The organism is Flavobacterium sp. FlaQc-48 (assembly GCF_044007335.1).
GTDB lineage: Bacteria > Bacteroidota > Bacteroidia > Flavobacteriales > Flavobacteriaceae > Flavobacterium.
The window spans coordinates 1-21,602 of sequence record NZ_JBIPCR010000031.1; the positions used below are offsets into that span (position 1 = coordinate 1).

The 21,602-nt window shown below is 34.7% G+C and carries 2 protein-coding genes; both read right to left on the reverse strand.

Annotated elements, in window-relative coordinates; all coding sequences use genetic code 11:
• Window positions 1–1,993 (reverse strand): condensation domain-containing protein (locus ACHRWY_RS27290; RefSeq protein ID WP_395359139.1); only part of this gene is annotated, 1,993 nt, incomplete at its 3' end.
• Window positions 1,994–2,006: 13 nt separating this feature from the next.
• Entirely contained in the window at window positions 2,007–21,602 is a 19,596-nt protein-coding gene (locus ACHRWY_RS27295; protein ID WP_395359141.1) for an amino acid adenylation domain-containing protein, read from the reverse strand.

Genomic DNA, 21,602 nt, shown 5'->3' on the forward strand with positions numbered 1-21,602 from the left:
CCGATGATTCATAAGTATAGGATTCTGTAATATCTAAGAGAAAAATAAATTCTGAAACAGATAACTTAGAAAGTAAAGAATCTTCACTGTAAAGAAGAAAGCTTACGCTCGAATCTTCAAGTATATAAGATAAGCGATTAGATGGTAATGACGCATCTAGCGGAACATATGTACCTCCTAATTTGAGAATACCTAACATACTAATGATCATTTCAAAACGCTTATCAAACAAAATAGCTATTCTGGAATCGCTAGTCACACCCATAGATTTTAGATAATGAACTAATTGATTTGAACGCTCATCTAATTCTTGATAAGTCATGGAGTTACTTTCATGAACTAAAGCAACAGCATTCGGAGTACGCTTAGCCTGCTCTTCGAATAAATCTACTACAGTCTTGTCTTTTGGATACGCTGTATCAGTATCGTTGAAGATACTTAATAATTGATGTGATTCTTCTTTGGTGAGCATCGATAAACCGCTTATTGGCTGCGTGATATTCTCTGCAATACTAACCAACAACTCTTGATAATGCAATAGCATACGGTCAATCGTAGCCTTATCAAATAAAGCCGTGCAATAATTTATTTCTAATGAAATGTTCTGATTCCTCTCTGATGCACTAAATATTAAATCAAATTGTGCAGTAACCATATCGAACTCATAATCTGAAATAACAATACCTTCTAAACTCTCCTCTTTTTCATTAGAGTTTTTAGTATTATTTTTAAAATCAAACATCACTTGAAATAATGGTGTCATACTCATATCTCTAGTGATAGCTATTCGATCTACGACCTTCTCAAAGGGTGCCAACTGATGATCGTATCCCTCTAAAGTTGTTTGCTTTACTCTTGATAGCAAATCTTTAAAACTCAGATCGCCGCCTAAATCACTGCGAAGTGCTAAGGTGTTTACAAAAAAGCCAATCATTCCCTCTAACTCCGATTGGGTTCGATTCGCAATTGGGGTTCCTACACAAATATCATCCTGACCACTATAACGAGATAATAAGATCTTGAAAGCCGATAACAATAACATAAACAGCGTCACACCTTGCTCTTGACATATTGAATTTAGCGAAGTGCTTATTTTTTTGTCCAGCTCAAAAGAAATAGTCGCTCCTGCATTACTCTGTACAGAAGGTCGTGCATGATCCATTGGTAGTGACAAAGTGCTTACATCTCTTAATTTTGATTCCCAATAGGATAACTGATCCTCTAAAACATTGCCTTCTAAATACTTGCGCTGCCAAATAGCATAATCTGCGTATTGTAAGCTAAGCTCCGGTAAAACTGCCTCACGGCCAGACTGCAGAGCACTGTACAATTCCATAAACTCATGCACCAAAATTCCCTCTGACCATCCATCACTTGCAATATGATGGAAAATACAAGCCAGAACATGCTTTTCATTCCCTAATGTATATAAACACGCTCGCAGCTTGTAATCTTTTGATAAATCAAAAGGTTTATTCAGGTAGCCTGCTATATTATTTTCTAATAATAACTCATTTGATACTACTTCTTGTTCCAAAAACCAATTCTCAGCCTCTATAACCTCCTGATATCCAACACCCTCTTCTGATAAAAGATTCGTGCGTAATACTTCATGGCGCGAAACAATAGTTTGTAATGATTCTTCTAAAATTGAAATATTTAATGTTCCATCTAAACGTAACACAATTGGCATATTATATTCTGCACTACCACCCAACTGATCCAAAAACCATAAACGCTCCTGGCTAAACGATAGTGGGATTTTAGTAAAAGAATCCCTATTGTAAGGAGTAATCTTTTTTAATAATTCTTCTGTTGTATTTTCATCTTGATACTTCTTTAGATATTGAATAATTAATTCCTTATTATTTTTTATTTCCAAAAGTACTGTCGGATCTATATTAGTATTTGATTTAACGCTTAATAAATCACCTTTTAATACTAATTTTATTCCTTCTCTATTTAATCTTTGAAAAAAACTTGAAAATTCCATATGCCTTATTAAATTATAATTCAATGTTTATACTATAATCATTTTTAGTATCAGTAGAGTTGACTACTTTATAGATTATATATGATGCTAACTCTTCTACAGTATTAAATCTGAAAATGTTTCGAATAGACACTTCTATTGATAGTTCTTTACGTATCATAGACACCAGGCGGGTTGCCAATAAACTATGACCTCCCAATTCAAAGAAGTTATCATAAATTCCTATCTGATCAATCCCTAATAATTCTTGCCATATTTCTGCTAACTGCGCTTCCGTTTCGTTGCGTGGTGCTACATATTCTTTACTGGATAAATCTGAACTATCGGGATCCGGCAGTGCTTTTTTATTGAGCTTTCCATTAGTGGTTAATGGCATCGCATCTAAAGTCACCCATAATTGAGGAACCATATACTCCGGTAAACTTAGTTTTAATTGGTTTTGCAATACTTCTTTATCGAAATCCCCCTCAGGTACAACATAACCAACCAGACGCTTGCTGCCAACTGTATCTTCCTTAGCCAATACACAACACTGTGTTACTCCGGGTAAAGAAGACAAGACGTTTTCGATCTCGCCCAATTCTATACGATAACCCCTTATCTTAACCTGGTCGTCTTTTCTTCCTATACACTCAATATTACCATCGGGTAACCAACGTGCCAAATCGCCTGTTTTATAAATTCGTTCCCCTTCTTTAAATGGATTCTCTATAAATTTCTCATTAGTTAATTCTTCTCGGTTTAAATAGCCTCGTGCTACCTGAACACCTCCGATACACAATTCTCCAATTACGCCTAATGGCACTATCTTATCATAATTATCTAATATGTATATCTTAACATTATCAGTCATTCGACCTATATTAACTTTTTGAAAACGATCTAATCTTTGAGCTGTAACCCAAATAGTAGCCTCTGTTGGACCATATAAATTCCAAACAAAATTACTTATAGAAGTAAGGCTATCCTTTAAAGATTCCTTAATAGCTTCTCCTCCGGTCAAAATAGTAACTCCTTCTTTATTGTCCCAGTCATTATCAATAAGCATTTGCCATGTTGATGGTGTCGCCTGCATAAAATCAGGACGGTAATCAGCTATAAAAGTTTGAAGTTTATCTGCATCTCTTATTGATATACTATCTACGACGATAACTTTAGCGCCTAATAATAAAGGAGTAAAAAATTCTAAATAAAAAATATCAAAAGTATATGTTGTTACTGATAGAAATTTCTTCAAACCACTCATTCCTAAATGATTAATCATACTTAATAAGAAATTAACTAAACTAGTATGAACAACAGGAACTCCTTTAGGAACACCTGTACTTCCCGAGGTGTAAATAACATATGCCAAATTAGAAGGTGATAATACAGGACTCAATTTTCTTTTAGAGCAGCGCGAGATAACATTCCATTCACTGTCTAAAGATAAAACTGACAAACCTTCACGTTTATCTATAACTTTACGACTTAACTCACTGCTCAAAACCAAATCAATACTAGCATCTGTAAGCATGTAATTTAAACGATCTTTTGGATACTCCGGATCGATTGGAACAAAGGCACCTCCTGATTTTAATATCCCCAGAATACCAATTAGCATCTCTAAACTTCGCTCCAGACACATACCAACAAGATCATCCGGCTCTACGCCTTGTTCGCGTAAATAATGCCCCAACTGATTCGAGCGTTGGTCTAATTCTTTATAAGTTAATTCTTTACCTTCATAAACAACCGCGATAGCGTCTGGTGTTCGTTTAACTTGTTCAGTGAATAAATCAACTACGCTCTTATCTTTTGGATATGCGACATCTGTGTTATTGAAAACATCCAATAATTGATGTTCTTCTTCTTGGGTAAGCATCGATAAACTGCCCAAAGACTGGGAAATATCAACGATGATGTTTTTCAATAACTCTTGGTAATGTAACAGCATTCGATCGATTGTTGCCTTTTCGAACAAAGCAGTACTGTAATTTATGTACAGTGAAGTCCCTTCATCTCCATCTGATACACTCAGTGTCAAATCAAACTGCGTAGTAACCCTATCAAACTCGTAATCTGATATCAAAATATCCTCTAAATCTAATTTTTTATTAGTTGCTGATGCATTCTGCAATATAAACATCACTTGAAACAATGGCGTCATACTCATATCACGCGTTGTAATCACCCGATCCACAACCTTTTCAAATGGTGTTAACTGATGGTCATAACCTTCCAGAGTTGTCTGTTTTACTCTTGACAACAAATCTCTAAAACTCGGGTTGTCGCTCAAATCACTGCGAAGTGCCAAAGTATTGACAAAAAAGCCTATCATTCCTTCTAACTCCGATTGTGTTCTATTCGCAATTGGTGTTCCTATACAAATATCGTCCTGTCCGCTGTAGCGGGATAACAATACCTTAAAGGCGGATAACAATAACATAAAAAGGGTAACACCTTCTTGTTGGCATATCGAACTTAATGAGTCTCTCAGCTCTTTTCCTAACTCTAAAGAAACACTGGCGCCTTCATTGCTCTGCACAGAAGGACGAACATAATCCGTTGGTAAGGACAAAGTGCTTACTCCACTTAATTTTGCTTCCCAATAGGATAACTGATTCTCTAAAACCTCGCCTTCTAAATACTTGCGCTGCCAGATGGCATAATCTGCATATTGTAAGCTAAGCTGCGGTAAATCAGGAGTTTTATTTGATTGGAAGGCACTGTACAATTCCATAAACTCATTGGTCAGGATTCCACCCGACCAGCCATCACTGGCAATATGATGGAAAACACAAGCCAGAACATACTTCTGATTCCCTAATGTATACAAACACGCTCGAAGCTTGTAATCTTTCGATAAATCAAAAGGTCTATTTACATAGTCTGCTATATTGTTTTCTAATGATAACTCATCCGATACAATGGCACTATCCAATGACCAGCCCTCGGCGCTGATAATTTCCTGATAACCGATTCCGTCTTCTGATAGAAGCATACTGCGTAAAACCTCATGACGCGAAACAATCTCCTGTAGAGTTTGTTCCAGTATCGATACCTCTAATGCTCCTTCTAAACCAAGAACTATAGGAATGTGATATTCGGTACTGCCTTGTAACTGATCCAAAAACCATAGTCGTTCCTGACTAAACGATAAAGGAATACGAGCAGGACGATTTTCTATTACAATACTTGGTAATAAAACCCCTTCTGACTGTACTGATATATGAGTCCCTAAGCTTGAAATCGTGGTATAGGCGAAAATATCAGCAATTTCAATCTCTTTGGACAGTTCTTTTCGGATCATGGAAACTAAACGCGTGGCCAATAAACTATGACCACCCAATTCAAAGAAATCATCATGAATTCCTACTTGTTCTACGCCTAAGAGATTCTGCCAGATTTCGGCTAATTGTCTTTCTGTTTCATTACGCGGTGCTACATATTCTTTACTTGAAAGCTCGGAACCATCCGGATCAGGTAATGATTTCTTATCCAGCTTTCCATTAGAAGTTAATGGCATCGCATCTAAAGTCACCCATAATTGGGGAACCATATATTCAGGTAAAGTTGATTTCAGTTGTTCCTGTAATCTCTCTTTGTCTAATGCCTCTTCCAAAACCACATAACCAACCAGACGCTTACTGCCAACTGTATCTTCCTTAGCCAGTACACAACATTGTGTTACTCCATCTAAAGATGACAAGACGTTTTCGATCTCGCCCAGCTCGATGCGATAACCGCGGATCTTAACCTGATCATCTTTCCTGCCGATATATTCTATATTTCCATCCGGCAGCCAACGCGCTAAATCGCCTGTCTTATAAATTCGTTCACCTTCCTTAAATGGACTTACTATAAACTTCTCATTTGTTAATTCTTCCCGGTTCAAATAACCTCTCGCTACCTGAACACCTCCTACACACAATTCACCGATTACTCCTATTGGCAATAACTCTAATCTATCGTTTACGATATAGATACTAGTATTGGCTATAGGACGACCTATATCAATACGAGCTAAGGATTGATACTTTGTAACATCCAATACCGTACAGCCAATGGTAGACTCGGTAGGACCATATTCGTTAAATAATTTAACCCATGGATCTAATTCTCCTAAATTAGACAGATCCCAATGGGTTAATTGTTCTCCCCCGATGATGAATCTTTTTAATTGAGAATGACCTAAATCCCTGAAAAATGACAAATGTGATGGTGTTAATTTTATCGACGTCACTGCATCATTTAAAACAATAGCCTTCAATACCGAACTAACATCGTTATCCTTGTAAATATGTAATTGGCCTCCTGTTAAAAGGGTCAGATAGATACTGGTCTGTGTTAAATCAAATGATAAGGAACTAAATAGTGGGAAACTCTGACTAGTATCTCCTTCTCCGTAATGTGATATACCATACAATAAGTAGTTGACCAAACTACCATGTTCTATCATTACTCCTTTTGGATTACCTGTACTCCCTGAGGTATAAATTACATATGCCAAATCCGAAGATTGGACAGCATTGGTTTTTAAAGCCGGGAATGAGGAAGCCTGGTTTGATACACTCTCAAATTCTACGTCGATAGAAAAAACAGGAACTGCATATTCTATCACATCAAATAAGCTTTCCGACTCTATGATCAGTAATTTTATATGAGCATCATTGACAACAAAGGATTTACGATTCTCAGGATACTCTTTATCTATAGGAAGATAACAAGCACCGGCTTTTAAAATTCCAAGTATTGAAATAATTGACCAGATACTTCGATCTAACATTAAACCTACAATATCATTGGAACTCAAATCATAGTGCTTCTGTAAATAAAGTGCCAGCTGAGTCGATTTCTCATCTAATTCCTTATAACTTAATTCTTCATTTCCATAAACAACTGCGATAGCATTTGGGGTCTTTTTTACCTGTTCTGCAAATAAATCAACGACGGTCTTTTCTTTTGCATACGCAACATCAGTATCATTAAATTCATATAATAATTGATGTGATTCTTTATTAGATAGAATACTCAACGTATTTACGCTTACTTCTTTTTCAAGAGTTACACTATCTATGAGCTGAATTAATGATTGCTCAATGAATTCAAGTATACGATCTGCTCCAATACTTTCATCCACAAGTACAGTTAATCCAAAATCAATACCAAAATCATCTACATTAAAATTAAAAGGATAATTATTGCGTTCATACTCTCCAATTACCGTTATCCCTAAATTTTTAGTATTATTCTCTTCTACTAAAGAAGATGGAGAATGACGGTAATTTAATAAAGCACTAAAAAGAGCCATTTGATTAGAGATACCGCTCCAATCATGGATGTGAGACAAAGGAGTTTGTTCATAAGATAATAGTTCTCCTAATCTTAATTTAACTTCATCTAAATACTCCCTAACGCTGCCTTTTAATTCCAAAGCAACTGGTAGTGTATTTATAAACAAGCCTAAAGAATCAGCTGCGCCTAAAGAACCTTGTAAACGCCCGGAAAATAAAGATCCAAACACCGCATGTTGCTTATTACTGCATCTTGCTACTACCAATCCGAAAGCTGCATGAAACAATACTGCAGGACTTATACTTAAATTCACACAAACAGTACGCAATAGGATACTTAAATCTTTAGAAAGAATTACAGTAGACTCTTCAATTTTTGTACCGTTCCCTAAGATATTTGATAAATTAAACGGGTATGTAGGTTCATTAATTACTCCCAATAGTGATCTAAAATAAGACTCTCCATCGTTGACTGATTGTGTATGTAATGTATGTCCAATGAAATCCCTATACAAAAAAGGAACCGGAAGATTTTCCGCTTCTCCTGCAAGATACAACGTTACCTCTTCTATGATTTTCTCTAAACCAACATGGTCCATTATTAAATGGTGATCATATACTACTAGATAATAAGATTCGTTCTCAGGATCATCAGCTAATTTTAATTCCATTAAAGGAGCTTTAGAAGTATCCATCCAATGGGTTCCTGAAGCTACTAATAATTCTAACTGTGGTAAAATAGCTTTCGAGTTATCCAAGCTTGAACTATCTACTAATTCGACTGATAAAACAGCTTCTCTCAATACTACCTGTACGGCATTAGGTAAACCAGTACTTAAAAAACAAGTCCGCAAAATATCATGGCGGTTCACCACAAATTGTAAGGCTTCAATAAACGCTATTCTTTTGTTCGAATCTGAAAACGAAAGTAAACTCGAAAGAACATAAGGATCTCCCTGAGCAGTATCGCTCATGAGATGATGAAAATAAATACCTTCTTGTAATGGAGATAAAGGATAGATGTCTTCAATATTTGAAACACCACCCGGAACCATTGCCACTATCTTATCTAAATCACTCTGATCAAAATCAAGTAAAGGCACCATCGATGGTGTGATATGGTTGCTTGTTGCTAAAATTCCATTAACAGGAACAGTATAAACAAACGATATGGAAGATAACTTATTACCAATAGAAGCTATCGTTGGACTCGCAAAAATATCTTTAACTAAGATATAAAAACCTAACGCCTGCAGGCGGGATATCAACTGAACTACCAATAAACTATGCCCTCCCAATTCAAAGAAATTATCATGTATTCCTATATTAGTGACTCCTAATAAGGACTCCCAGATAGCTACTATTTGGGTTTCTGTTTCATTACGCGGCGCAACATACTCTTGTGTAGATAATTGAGAACCATCAAATTCTGGTAAGGCCTTTTTATCTAACTTTCCGTTAGATGTAAGTGGTATTGTATCTAATTCAACCCATAATTGGGGAACCATATATTCTGGTAAAACAGATTTTAATTGTTCTTCTATTTTCTCTTTATCTAATGCACCTTCCAAGACGACATAGCCCACCAGACGCTTGTTTCCACTTACATCTTCTTTTACTAATACACGGCATTGGATAACTACATCTAAAGATAATAAAACGTTCTCAATCTCGCTCAACTCAATACGGTATCCTCGAATCTTGACCTGATCATCTACTCTGCCAACAAACTCAATATTACCATCAGGTAACCAACGAGCTAAGTCACCTGTTCTATAAATCACTCCTCCTTTTATAAAAGGATTCGTTATAAACTTTTCATTAGTTAACTCTACTTGGTTTAGATAACCTTTGGCAACTCCCGTTCCTCCAATACCCAATTCACCAATAACCCCAATAGGTACTAATTCCTGATTAGAATTTAAAACATAAAGACTTGTATTAGTAAGTGGTTTACCAATTGGTAGAGTGTCTGCATTATCTGGTATATCAGAAACCACATAACAAGTAGCATAAACTGTTGTCTCCGTAGGACCATATACATGAAGTATTTTATTATGCCCTAATGCAGCTAACATTTTTCGCACAGGTGGTACTGAAACTTTTTCACCTCCAAATAATAAGAGTCTCAAGCTGGATAATAAAGACAGATCATATTCTGCTAAAGAATTAAACAATGCAGTTGTGATAAAAACAATACTCAACTCATATTTATTTATAACCTGAGATAAAGCGCCTGCATCTGAAGCTGTTAAATTATCTATTAAATAAAGGGAAGCTCCGTTTAAAAGGCTTCCAAAAATTTCATATGTTGAACCATCAAATGCGTAATTAGACCATTGAAGCACGCGATCTGAAGCTTTTATTGAGATTTTATCAGATGGATCATTAATTAAAGTAATTATATTCTCCTCACTAATAAGGATTCCTTTAGGAACCCCTGATGTCCCTGAAGTATACATTACATATGCAACTGAATCAAGTTCTCTTTTGCATAAGTTTGCTGAAGTTTCATAATTATAAGATTCCGCAGTATTTAAAAGGGTATATTCCGAAACTGCTAAACCTGAAAGTAAAGATTCTTCGCTATAAAGCAGGTAATTAACACTTGAATCTTCAAGTATATAAGATAGACGATTAGATGGCAATAAAGGATCTAAAGGGACATAAGTACATTCTGATTTCAGAATACCTAATATACTAATGATCATATCAAAACCTCTATTAAATAATATTCCTATTCGAGAATCCTTAACCACGCCAGTCGATTTCAAATAATGAACTAATTGATTCGACCTTTCATCTAAATCCTTATAACTTAATTCCTCTCCCTGATAAACTACCGCTACAGCTTCCGGAGCTTTTGCTACCTGTTCTTTAAATAAATCAATTATCGTTTTATCTTTTGGATAGGCAAGGATAGTATCATTAAAAGTATTTAATAATTTATATTCTTCCTGTGCAGAAATCATGGACAAACTATCTATAGGCTGCGTTATATTGTTCACAATACTAACTAACAACTCCTGATAATGCAGCAGCATTCGGTCTATTGTCTCTTTATCAAATAAAGCTGTGCAATATGACATCTCCAATGAAATAGCATTATTATCCTCAAATACATTTAACATCAAATCAAATTGAGAGGTAATGGTATCAAAATTATAATTCGAAATCGTAATATCCTCTAAGTTTAATTCTCGAGATGCATCAGGCGTATTTTGTAATACAAAAAGTACTTGAAACAAAGGGCTCATAGCCATATCACGAGTAGTAACCACACGATCTACTACCTTTTCAAAAGGAGCTAATTGATGGTCATATCCCTCTAACGTCGTCTGTTTTACCATTGCCAATAAATCGCTGAAACTTGGGTTTCCACTCAAGTCACTTCGAAGAGCAATAGTGTTGACAAAAAAGCCAATCATATCTTCTAACTCCAATTGCGTACGATTTGCAATAGGTGTTCCCACACAAATATCAGATTGTCCGCTATAACGGGACAGCAAAACCTTGAAAGCTGATAATAAAAACATAAACAGCGTAACACCTTCTGATCGACATAAGGAATCCAAGGATGCGGTTAACGTTTTATCTAATACAAAAGAAATACAAGCTCCATTTGTACTAAGTACTGAAGGACGTGCATAATCAGTTGGTAATGATAAAGTACTAACATCTTGCAGCTTATCTTCCCAATACGATAATTGTTCTTCTAAAACAGTATCAACTATATATTTTCTTTGCCAAATAGCATAGTCTGCATATTGCAAACTCAATTTTGGCAGAGTTGCTGTTCGATCTAACTGAAGCGTATTATACAACTTCATAAATTCGTTTACTAAAACACCACCAGACCAACCATCACTGGCAATATGATGGAATACACTAGCTAATACATATTTTCCGTCCCCAAAATCATATAAGCAACATCTTAGCTTGTAATCCTTAGATAAATCAAAAGGTTTCTTCAGATAGTCTCCTATATTACTTTCTAATAATAATTCATCTGATACAATTTCTTTATCTAATGACCAGTCTTCTGCACTGATAACTTCCTGATAACCGATTCCATCTTCTGAAAGAAGTACAGTTCGCAATACCTCATGACGAGAAATAATTTCCTGTAATGTTTGTTCTAATATCGATACATCTAAAGATCCCTCTAAACGAAGAACTACAGGTATATGATAATCTGTACTGCCCTGCAACTTATCCAAAAACCATAATCGTTCCTGACTAAAGGATAAAGGAATACGGGCTGGACGATCCTGTACAGAAATTGTAGGCAATAAAACCCCTTTGGACTGAGCGGAAACAAAAGCTCCCAATTTAGAAACAGTACTATGTATAAAGACTTCTCTAATAGATACTTCTATCATCAGCTCCTTACGGATCATAGAAACTAATCGTGTTGCCAATAAACTATGACCTCCCAGTTCAAAGAAATCATCATGGATACCAACTTTTTCAACCCCCAATAACTCCTGCCATATGTTAACTAGTTGTAATTCTAAATCTGTAGTTGGCCCGGCATATTCTTTACTTGATAACTCTGAACTATCCGGATCTGGCAATCCCTTTTTATCTAATTTTCCATTACTGGTTAATGGCATTACATCTAATGCAATCCAGATCATAGGAATCATATATTCAGGTAAGCTTAGTTTTAATTGATTTTGAAGACGCTCTTTATCTAACGCACCTTCTAATACCACATAACCTATTAAGCGTTTTACCCCATTTATATCTTCTCTAGCCAATACGCAACATTGTGTAACTCCCGGCAGCAATGATAATACGTTCTCAATCTCACCTAATTCTATACGATATCCACGAATCTTAACCTGATCATCTTTTCTGCCTATAAATTCCAAATTACCATCAGGTAACCAACGCGCTAAATCACCTGTCTTGTACATTTTCTCTCCTTCTTTAAAAGGATTCGCTACAAATTTTTCACTGGTTAATTCTTCCTTATTTAAATAACCTCTGGCTACTCCCGCTCCGCCAATACACAGTTCGCCTATTACTTCTATAGGCACTAATGATTCAGAAGTGTTGAGTATATAAAAACTATTGTTCCATAAAGGTTTACCAATCGGGACATTAATTAAGCCATCAAGGATCTCAACATTATCAGTTTCAAAATAAGAACTATCTATGGTTGTTTCTGTGGTTCCATAGCTATTAATAATTCGCATAGCGTGACCAAACCTGGTATAGACTCTTTTAAAGTCATTAATACTGCATACGTCAGATCCTAAAATTAACAGCTTCATCCAAGCGTAATCTAACTTTTGCTCGTAGATGTAATCCATCAACGGAATCACTAAACCTGGTGTACCTTCTAATATAGTAACACCTTTTTCTAAAATAAGATCATAAAGTCTGGCTGGCTCCAGCCTGACATCTGAAGGACAAAGTATCATTCTGCCTCCAAATAATAAACTTCGGCATAAGTCCCCAGAAAACACATCAAAAGAAAAACTTGCCATTTGCAATAAGCAAGTATCATTATCCAAAGTATAAGATGACTCCCAACACAAAGCCATATTTAATAGGCTTGTATGATTAATGACAACTCCTTTGGGTCTGCCTGTAGAACCTGATGTATAAATTACATAAACAGACTGATCGGCTTTGACAATAGTATCAACCTTACTTAATGGTTGTTTACCTATTGACTTCCAATTGTCATCTATTGTAATAATTTGTATTTTCTTGTTTTCGGCAACTAAAAACTCATGCGCATGATCTGTTATGAAAAAAGTGGCATTACTGTCTTCAATTATATAATGAATGCGATCTTCAGGATACTCAGCATCTATAGGGACGTAAGTTCCGCCTGCTTTCAAAACACCAAACACCGCTATAATCATATCAAAAGAGCGATTGACACATATACCAACTAAATCTTCTGATTTTAGTCCTTTATGGATCAAATAATGTGCTACCCGATTTGATTTTTGATCTAATTCTTTATAAGTTAATTCCTCTTTTCCAAAAACAACCGCTATGCTATTCGGCATTCGCAATACCTGTTCTTCAAATAAATCAACTATCGTTTTATCTTTTGGATACGATACTTCAGTATCATTAAAATGCTTTAGTTGTTGTTCTTGTTTACCTTTAGATAACAATTGTATATCCTCTATAATGCCTCCATCCTTTTCAATGATCTGATTTAGTATAAATTGATAACAATCTAAAATATCTTCTGCCAGTTCATTACTTAGAAAAGATTCTCTGTAGTCCAGAGAAAGAACTAAATCTCCAGATTCCTCAATGGCATTAAACATTAAATCAAAATCGCTGTAAACTGGTTTATTGTGTACTATATGTAAGTCTACACTTTCCATATTAGTATTAGAAGCACTAACATCAAAATTAAAAATAACATTTACCCAATTATCATACTTTATATCAGTTTCTTTTTGGAGTAATTCCATAAAATTAGCATACGGATATTCTTGATGCTCATAGGCTTCATATATTCTGTTTTTTAGATCCTTTACATATTCTGTTAAAGAATCTTTGGAATTATGAGATATTAAGAATGGCATAAAATGAGAGAAATCTCCAATTGCTTCTTCTATATCCGGCATGGTACGGCCACCCGCAGGTATACCAATAACAACCTCATCTTTCTCACATATTTTACATAATAAGAGTTCGAATGCCGACAAAAATGTCATGAAGAGTGTTAGGTTTTGCTGACTGCTCCATTTTCTGTACCTAAGAATATTTTCTTTAGGAATACGTAAAGAAACTGAATTACTTGCATTTCCATATTTTGATAAACTGTTATCAAATGGAAGTGTTATATAAAAAGATTTTTTAGAAAATTTATTTATAAAATAGTCTTCATGAACCTTCCAATCATCATTGTTCAGGTTGTTTTCCAACCATTTTGTATATTCATAAAAACCAACAACTTGCACTAAATCAAGTTTTTTTCCCTGAAATAACGAATTGTAGTTATCTACAACACCTTGAATAAATAAAGCACAGGACCATCCATCTGCTATTATATGATGCATCGTCACAATTAAAGTACTCTCTTCTGAAGAAAACTTTATTAATTGTAACCGTACAAAAGGCCCATTGGTAAATGAGAATGCAGTACGCATGTTTTCATCAACTAAAGCTTTATAAGCCTCTTCTTGCTGATCTAACCCATCTGTTGAAATATCTATTTCTTCTATTGGTAAAGTAATAGATGGATCGAAAATTAAATACTCTCCATCTTCTGATACCCGAGTTCTTAAAATACTGTGATTATCTATTAAATTATGTATTGCCATTTTCAGCAATGATGCATAAATTTTACCTTTCATCTGTAAGCTGAAAGATTGTGTATATGCTAAAGATCTTTCCGGGTCGATCTGATGAAGAAGATTAAACTTCTGTTGTGTTAAAGTCAAATTAACCTTAGAAATATTTGATTCCTGCACATTATAACCAGTAGCCTCCAGAGACAAACTCTTTTCTTGAGAAATATCAGAAGAAGTATAAACCAGTTTAGCACATTCTGTAATTCCTTTGTATAATTCTTCTATATCTTCATCAGAGTGTGCAAATGAGAGAAAAAGATTATTAGATTCCCATACATATATTCCTCTTTGAACCAAATGGAAAGCTAATAATTCAAAATTCGCTTTGTATCTAAATGAAAATAGAGATCCAAAATATACCATCATTATGGGTAGTGATTCCTTTTCGAAATAACTATTCAATCGGTTCATTAAAGAAGCCGTTCTGTTATTGAGTTCCAGATATGCTTCTTTACCAATTTCATCAATATGGGTAAGCACCGCTTTTGACGCTGCCATAGTTAATGGATGTCGTGTAAAAGTACCTGCAGTAAATGATTTGTCTACCTCAGGATAAGATTCATCCCCAAACTGCCAATGACCTCCATCTACAGCATCCAGATATTTTGGTGAACCGGCAACAATTCCAATTGGCATTCCTCCTCCTGCTATTTTACCATAAATTACAATGTCAGCTTTGATATCAAAATACTCTTGGGCTCCTCCAGGCATGATTCTAAAACCAGTTACCATTTCATCAAATATGAAAGGAATATCTAATTCTTTAGTTAATTCACTAAGCTGATGTAATAATTCTTTTGGCTGAAAATCAGGAAACCTACTTCGTACAGGCTCTACTAATATCCCTGCAAGATCGTCTTTGTGTGCGCGTATTTGTTCTAAAATATCGTCATCAGAATAATTAAGGATGATTAAATCTTTAACCATATTTGCTGTTATCCCTGCTGATAAAGATTCTACAACATTTTCCTGATCACCTTGAACTCCAAGTGTTATTTCTCCATGTCCGTGAAAAGAGGCTGAAAAAACGATGATTTTATTCTTTCCTGTAACAGCTCTTGCTATTCTTAAAGCAAAAGAAACAGCTTCTGTACCTGTATTGGTTAAGCAAACTCGCTCAGCACCTGTTAATTTGGACACTAATCTTGCAATATCTCCAGACAACTTATTCATAGGGCCAATAATCATGCCCTGACTATGCTGTTCAAGAATTGCCTTAGAAATAAATTCTGGTTGATGCCCAAAAATACAGGATCCAAATCCCATCACTATATCAATGTACTTATTTCCATCAATATCTGTAAAATGAGAACCAAAAGCATGTTCAGTCACTATTGGGTAAACCATTTCTTTTGTAGCAATATTGAACTTATAGGCAGAACGATAGTCCGCTAAAACAGCTTTATTTTCAATAGCAAAAGACTTTGATTTCTGGGTTTTAGCGGTATAACTCTCTATTAATTTTGGTAACTGCTCTTCTTGGTTTTTTGGTAGTTTTTGAAAATAAAAGCTTTTACTGCCAAATGATCCTGGCAGGCTAACTTTTTCTTTAGTTGTTATTTTTTTTTTTAAGGTATCAAATATGTTCGTAGTTTTAGAAACCTCTGCGACTGTTTCTTCCGTTGTATGTTTATCCGTATTTTGTGATGTTCTGGAAGTATTTAAAAACTCAGAAATTATCTGATTTTGTTGTGTAAGTATACGATTCTGTTCAGCAAATTGTTCTCTTATTATAGTAAACTCTGTAATATCAATTGCAGTATTCTTAATTACTTCTTTTACCGGCGTTTTAATATATTCAGTAATCGATTTATTTATTGTTTCTTCTCCATTATTCGAATGTTTTCCACTACCAATCTCACCATTTGAACTTGCCGAAAAACTACAAGAAGTATTCGTATCAAATGTCTTATTAACCACTAGATGATTACTAGATACGACTTCTGTTTGCCCTGTTTCCTGAATAATATATTTTATAATTGCATCCAAATTCGTTAAATCTTCAAACATCTTTCGGATTGGAAGTTTCACGTTGTATTCTTTACGTATTTTATTTATGATTTCCATCAAAGAAAATGAATCTGCACCATAATTCAACAATGGTCTATGCAGCTCTATTTCTTCAATTTTCATCTGTAGCGTAGCTGAAATTGTATTCTTTAAAAAATTCTCTATATCTTTAAAAACCATAGTTTCTGAAAAATCTTTATTATTAGTACTAGAGATGGTATTTGATTCTTTGGAAATAGTAATTTGATCTTCTTCTATCCAAAATCTTTTTCGTTGGAATTTATAAATTGGAGCATTTACTTTTACACCATCTTTATTAGAATAGAATGATTCCCATTGTACATCTCCTCCTTCTTTGTACCATTCATTTAGACTTTCTAATAATTGCAGGTTTTCATTTTTACCTTTTCTAAAAGAAGCTAACCAAATTGTTTTATCAGCTCTCTCATCAGATATACATTGACTTCCCATATTGATTAAAACAGGATCTGGTCCTATTTCTACATACGCATCAACTTCTAAGCTCTCTAATGATCTCATACCCTTTAAAAAATCCACAGGAAAAGTAATATGATCTACCCAATACTGTGAGGTACATATTTCTTTACCTGCTACAGTTCCTGTTAGATTACTAATTATTATACAATTAGGAGATTGAAAGTGAACAGTATCAGCGATTGCTTTAAATTCGGAAAGTATAGGCTTCATCATTGGAGAATGAAAAGCATGGGAAACTCTTAATTTTTTCCACTTAATACCTTTTAAAGATAATGTACTCGTGATAGTCTCTATGGCTTCTTTTTCTCCTGATAATACTACTTGATCAGGAGTATTAATTGCTGCAATGGTAACTTTTTCTTTATAGTGCTTCAATACTTCAGAAATAGCCTCTTCATCCGATTGCACTGAGATCATCTCTCCTTCGAGTGTTATTCCTTGCATAAGACGCCCTCTGGATGTTACCAATTTAAGACCATCTTCTAAAGAAAATACGCCTGCTACACATGCCGCTACCAGTTCTCCTATGCTATGTCCCATTAGTACAGCAGGCTTAATTCCCCAGTGTTCCCAAAGCTGATATAGTGAATATTCTATGGCAAATAGTGCAGGTTGTGTGTATTGAGTTTGATCTATAAAGTTGGCTTTTTCACTTCCTTCCTCTGCAAATAAAACAGTAATTAAATTTTCATCTAAATGAGCTTTTAATAACTCTGTACATGTATCCAAAGCTTTCTTAAAAACTGGCTCGGTATCATATAACTCTCGTCCCATTCCTAGATATTGAGCACCTTGTCCCGTAAATAAAAAAGCGGTATTTAATGATTTGGTTTTCTGAAATGAGTTATTTGCCTGATTTAGTTTTTGAAGTAATTCTTCTTTATTTTCAGAAATTATTCCTAACCTATTTTCAAAGTGATCTCTATGCACTGATAAGGTGTAAGATAAATCGCTGATTTTTACTTCTGGATTATTCTCTATGTAATCAATTACCGCAGCAATTTGGGCTTTTAGTGCTTTTTCTCCTTTTGCAGATATTGCAGTTAGTACTGTTTTTTGAGAAGAAATAGTATCGTTTTGTTTTTTTGTATGATACACAGGAGCTTCTTCAAGAACTATATGTGCATTTGTTCCTCCAAACCCAAAAGAACTTACTCCTGCCCTGCGTATGCTATTCTTTTTCTGATTCCAACTTAGCAAATCATTAGGAATTAATACGTTTAATTTTTCCCAATTGATATATCTATTAGGTTTATTATAGTGCAGTTGTTTTGGGATTATAGAATGCTGCAGACATAAAAGTGTCTTAATTAAGCCTGCAATTCCGGCAGCAGCTTCCAGGTGACCTATATTAGCTTTGACAGATCCTATTATTAAAGGACTGTCTGAGTTTCTGTCTTTTTTAAACACTGCATCCAGAGCATTAATCTCTATTGGATCTCCCAGAGATGTTCCCGTACCATGCGATTCTATGTAATCAACATCTTTTGGGTGTAATCCTGCAGATTTTAGCGCAGCGTGTATTACTTCTTGCTGAGCTAATCCATTTGGAGCAGTTAATCCATTACTTCTGCCATCTTGATTAACAGCAGATCCTTTAATTACTCCTATAATATTGTCTCCATCTTTTATCGCTTTTGATAGTGGTTTTAATAATATTAGTCCGGCACCTTCACTTCTGACATATCCATTCGCAGAATCGTCAAAAGTTTTACATCTGCCATCTGCCGCCATCATACTGGACTGTGACAATGCTACAGTAGATTCTGGTGTTAGTATAAGATTTACTCCTCCCGCGATTGCCATAGTACATTCGCCACTGCGAATATCCTTTATAGCCAAGTGTACACTTACTAATGAAGACGAACAAGCCGTGTCAACAGACATACTTGGACCTTTAAAATCGTAATAATAAGATAGTCGATTTGAAGCTATACTTAATGCTGATCCAGTTCCCGAATACATATCTTTAGGATAGTTTTTGAGTAGAGACGCATACTCATTTTGAAGAATACCAATGTATACTCCCGTCATTGACCCTTTGAGTTCCTTTGCTGTATATCCTGATCTTTCTAATAATTCATGAGTCAATTCTAATAAAATGCGTTGTTGAGGATCCATCAATTTAGCTTCTCTAGGAGATATCTCAAAAAAAGAGGCGTCAAATTCATCTATAGCATCTATGAAACCTCCCCAACGTGTATTCATTTGATATCCGTCAATTTCTTCCTTACTGCTGAAAAAATTATCTATTTCCCATCGGCTCTTTGGCACTTCTGTAATAGAGTCTATTCCGGATTTTAAATTTTCTAAAAATGTTTCCAGATCTTGTGCGCCTGGAAAACGACAAGACATACCAATAACTGCAATTGGTTCTGAATTCAATATTTTTTCATCCTCAACATTTGAAGTTAATTCAATATGTTCATTAGATACTAAATATGCCGCCAGATCCTTTATATTTGAATAACTATAAACAATTGTTGGCGTTATTTCTATCCCTAAATACTCAGACAATTTTCCTGTGAGTCTTATACTTTGTATAGAACTCATACCTAATTCTGAAAACGAAGTATATGCATTAACATTTAATATGCTTACGTTTAGTTCCGCTGCTACAGCTTCTCGCAAAAACTTTTCTAAATCATTGGATAATATTGGCGCTTTTACTACAATATCTTCCTGTAGATTTTCATTAGAATTATTTATACTTTGACCTCTTACCCATTGCCCCATTACTCCATCAATAGTATCTGACTCATATAAAATTTTAGTGGCTAATCGCTTAATTTTCCCGCTGGAAGTTTTTTCAACTTTTCCAGGTTCTACCAATACAATTGCATATATAGATAACTCATGTTGCTCAAATACACTATCAATTATACTTTTTACAATGAAATTAAAATCATACCCTTTCATTGAAGTTCTTTTAATTTCCTGAACAATGACTAATTGTTCTTTTCCTTTTGCCTCAATACAAAAAGCTGCTCCTGCATTGTTTTGTAAATCAATATGCGATTGTTGTACAACACGTTCTATATCTTGCGGAAAATGATTTACTCCATTAATGATCATGAGCTCCTTTAAACGACCTGTTATATAAAGTTCTTTATCCTTTACAAACCCCATATCTCCTGTACGCAAATAAGCCTCTTTGTCTTCCTCTAAATTTGTATCTGAATTTTGAATTCTTGCATGAAAAACATCTTTAGTTAATTCCTCTCTTTGCCAATAACCTTTAGCAACACTAGCCCCGCTAATGCAAATTTCACCTATTTCATTTTCCTGACATAGCGTTTTAGTATCAGGATTTACTATCTTAACTTCTAACTCTTCTAAAACTGGTCCATTACCTATAAATTCAATAATATTAGATGTTTTATCTTCTTTATCAAAAAGTTTTACTTCTCCTGAATGAAATTTTTCTTTATCTAATAATAAAGCTTTGGGTATTGAATTAAAATTAGAGCAGCTAACTATCAGGGTAGTTTCCGCCATCCCATAACATGGAATTAAATATGTTTCATCAAATCCAATAGAACTGAAACTAGTACTAAAATTATTTACGGTTTCTGGTCTAATTGGTTCTGATCCATTGTAGGCTACTTGCCAACTGCTTAAATTCAACCCTTTTAAATCCTCTTCTTTAATTTGATGAGCACATAAATCATATGAAAAATTAGGTCCCCCACTAAAAGTCCCTTTATAATCTGAAATAACTTTTAACCATCGAATAGGTTTTTGTATAAAAGCGGTTGGTGGCATGACAATCATTTCAAACCCTACATATAAAGCTTGAAGAATATTTCCTATTAGTCCCATATCATGGTAAATAGGTAACCAACTAACCCCTATACTTTCAGAATTTTGATGAAAACAATTTTTCATCAATTTATTGTTATGTACAATATTAGAATGTGTGACCATAACTCCTTTTGGATCACCTGTTGACCCGGAAGTGTACTGAAGAAACGCAGTATCCGTTGGTAATACAACAGGAAAATCTTTATCCAAAGAATCAACTAACACATTGGTTTGCAACCATTTTACATTTGCAAAAATTTCAGTATCAAACCAGCCAATACTTTTAGTATATATACTCTCTATAGTCAAAATAAGAGTAGCTTTACAATCCGCTACAATATTTTCCAATCTGCCTATTCTTCGTTTTCCTTGTGGTGGAAAAGCTGGAACCGCAATTACACCTGCCAGGAAACAGCCTAAAAAAGCGTCAATAAAATCTAATCCTGATGGATATAAAAGTAAAACACGATCTCCAGGCTTTGCATGTTCTAATATATGAGATGCAATACGTTTTGCGTTATCGTATAAATCCTGAAAGGTCCTGCAATCACTTTCTTCTTCTCCATTTTCTAAAAATCTATAAATAATCTTATTTGGAGTTTGGCTAATATGATTACTTAAAATTTTAACTAAGGTCTCTTTCGAAGTTATATCTTCTGGAATAGTCGATTTTATTAGTGACAT

Bases quoted from the DNA above. Each gene is read 5' to 3' on its own strand.
- ACHRWY_RS27295 (WP_395359141.1), bottom strand. From the start codon at position 21,602: ATGTCACTAATAAAATCGACTATTCCAGAAGATATAACTTCGAAAGAG.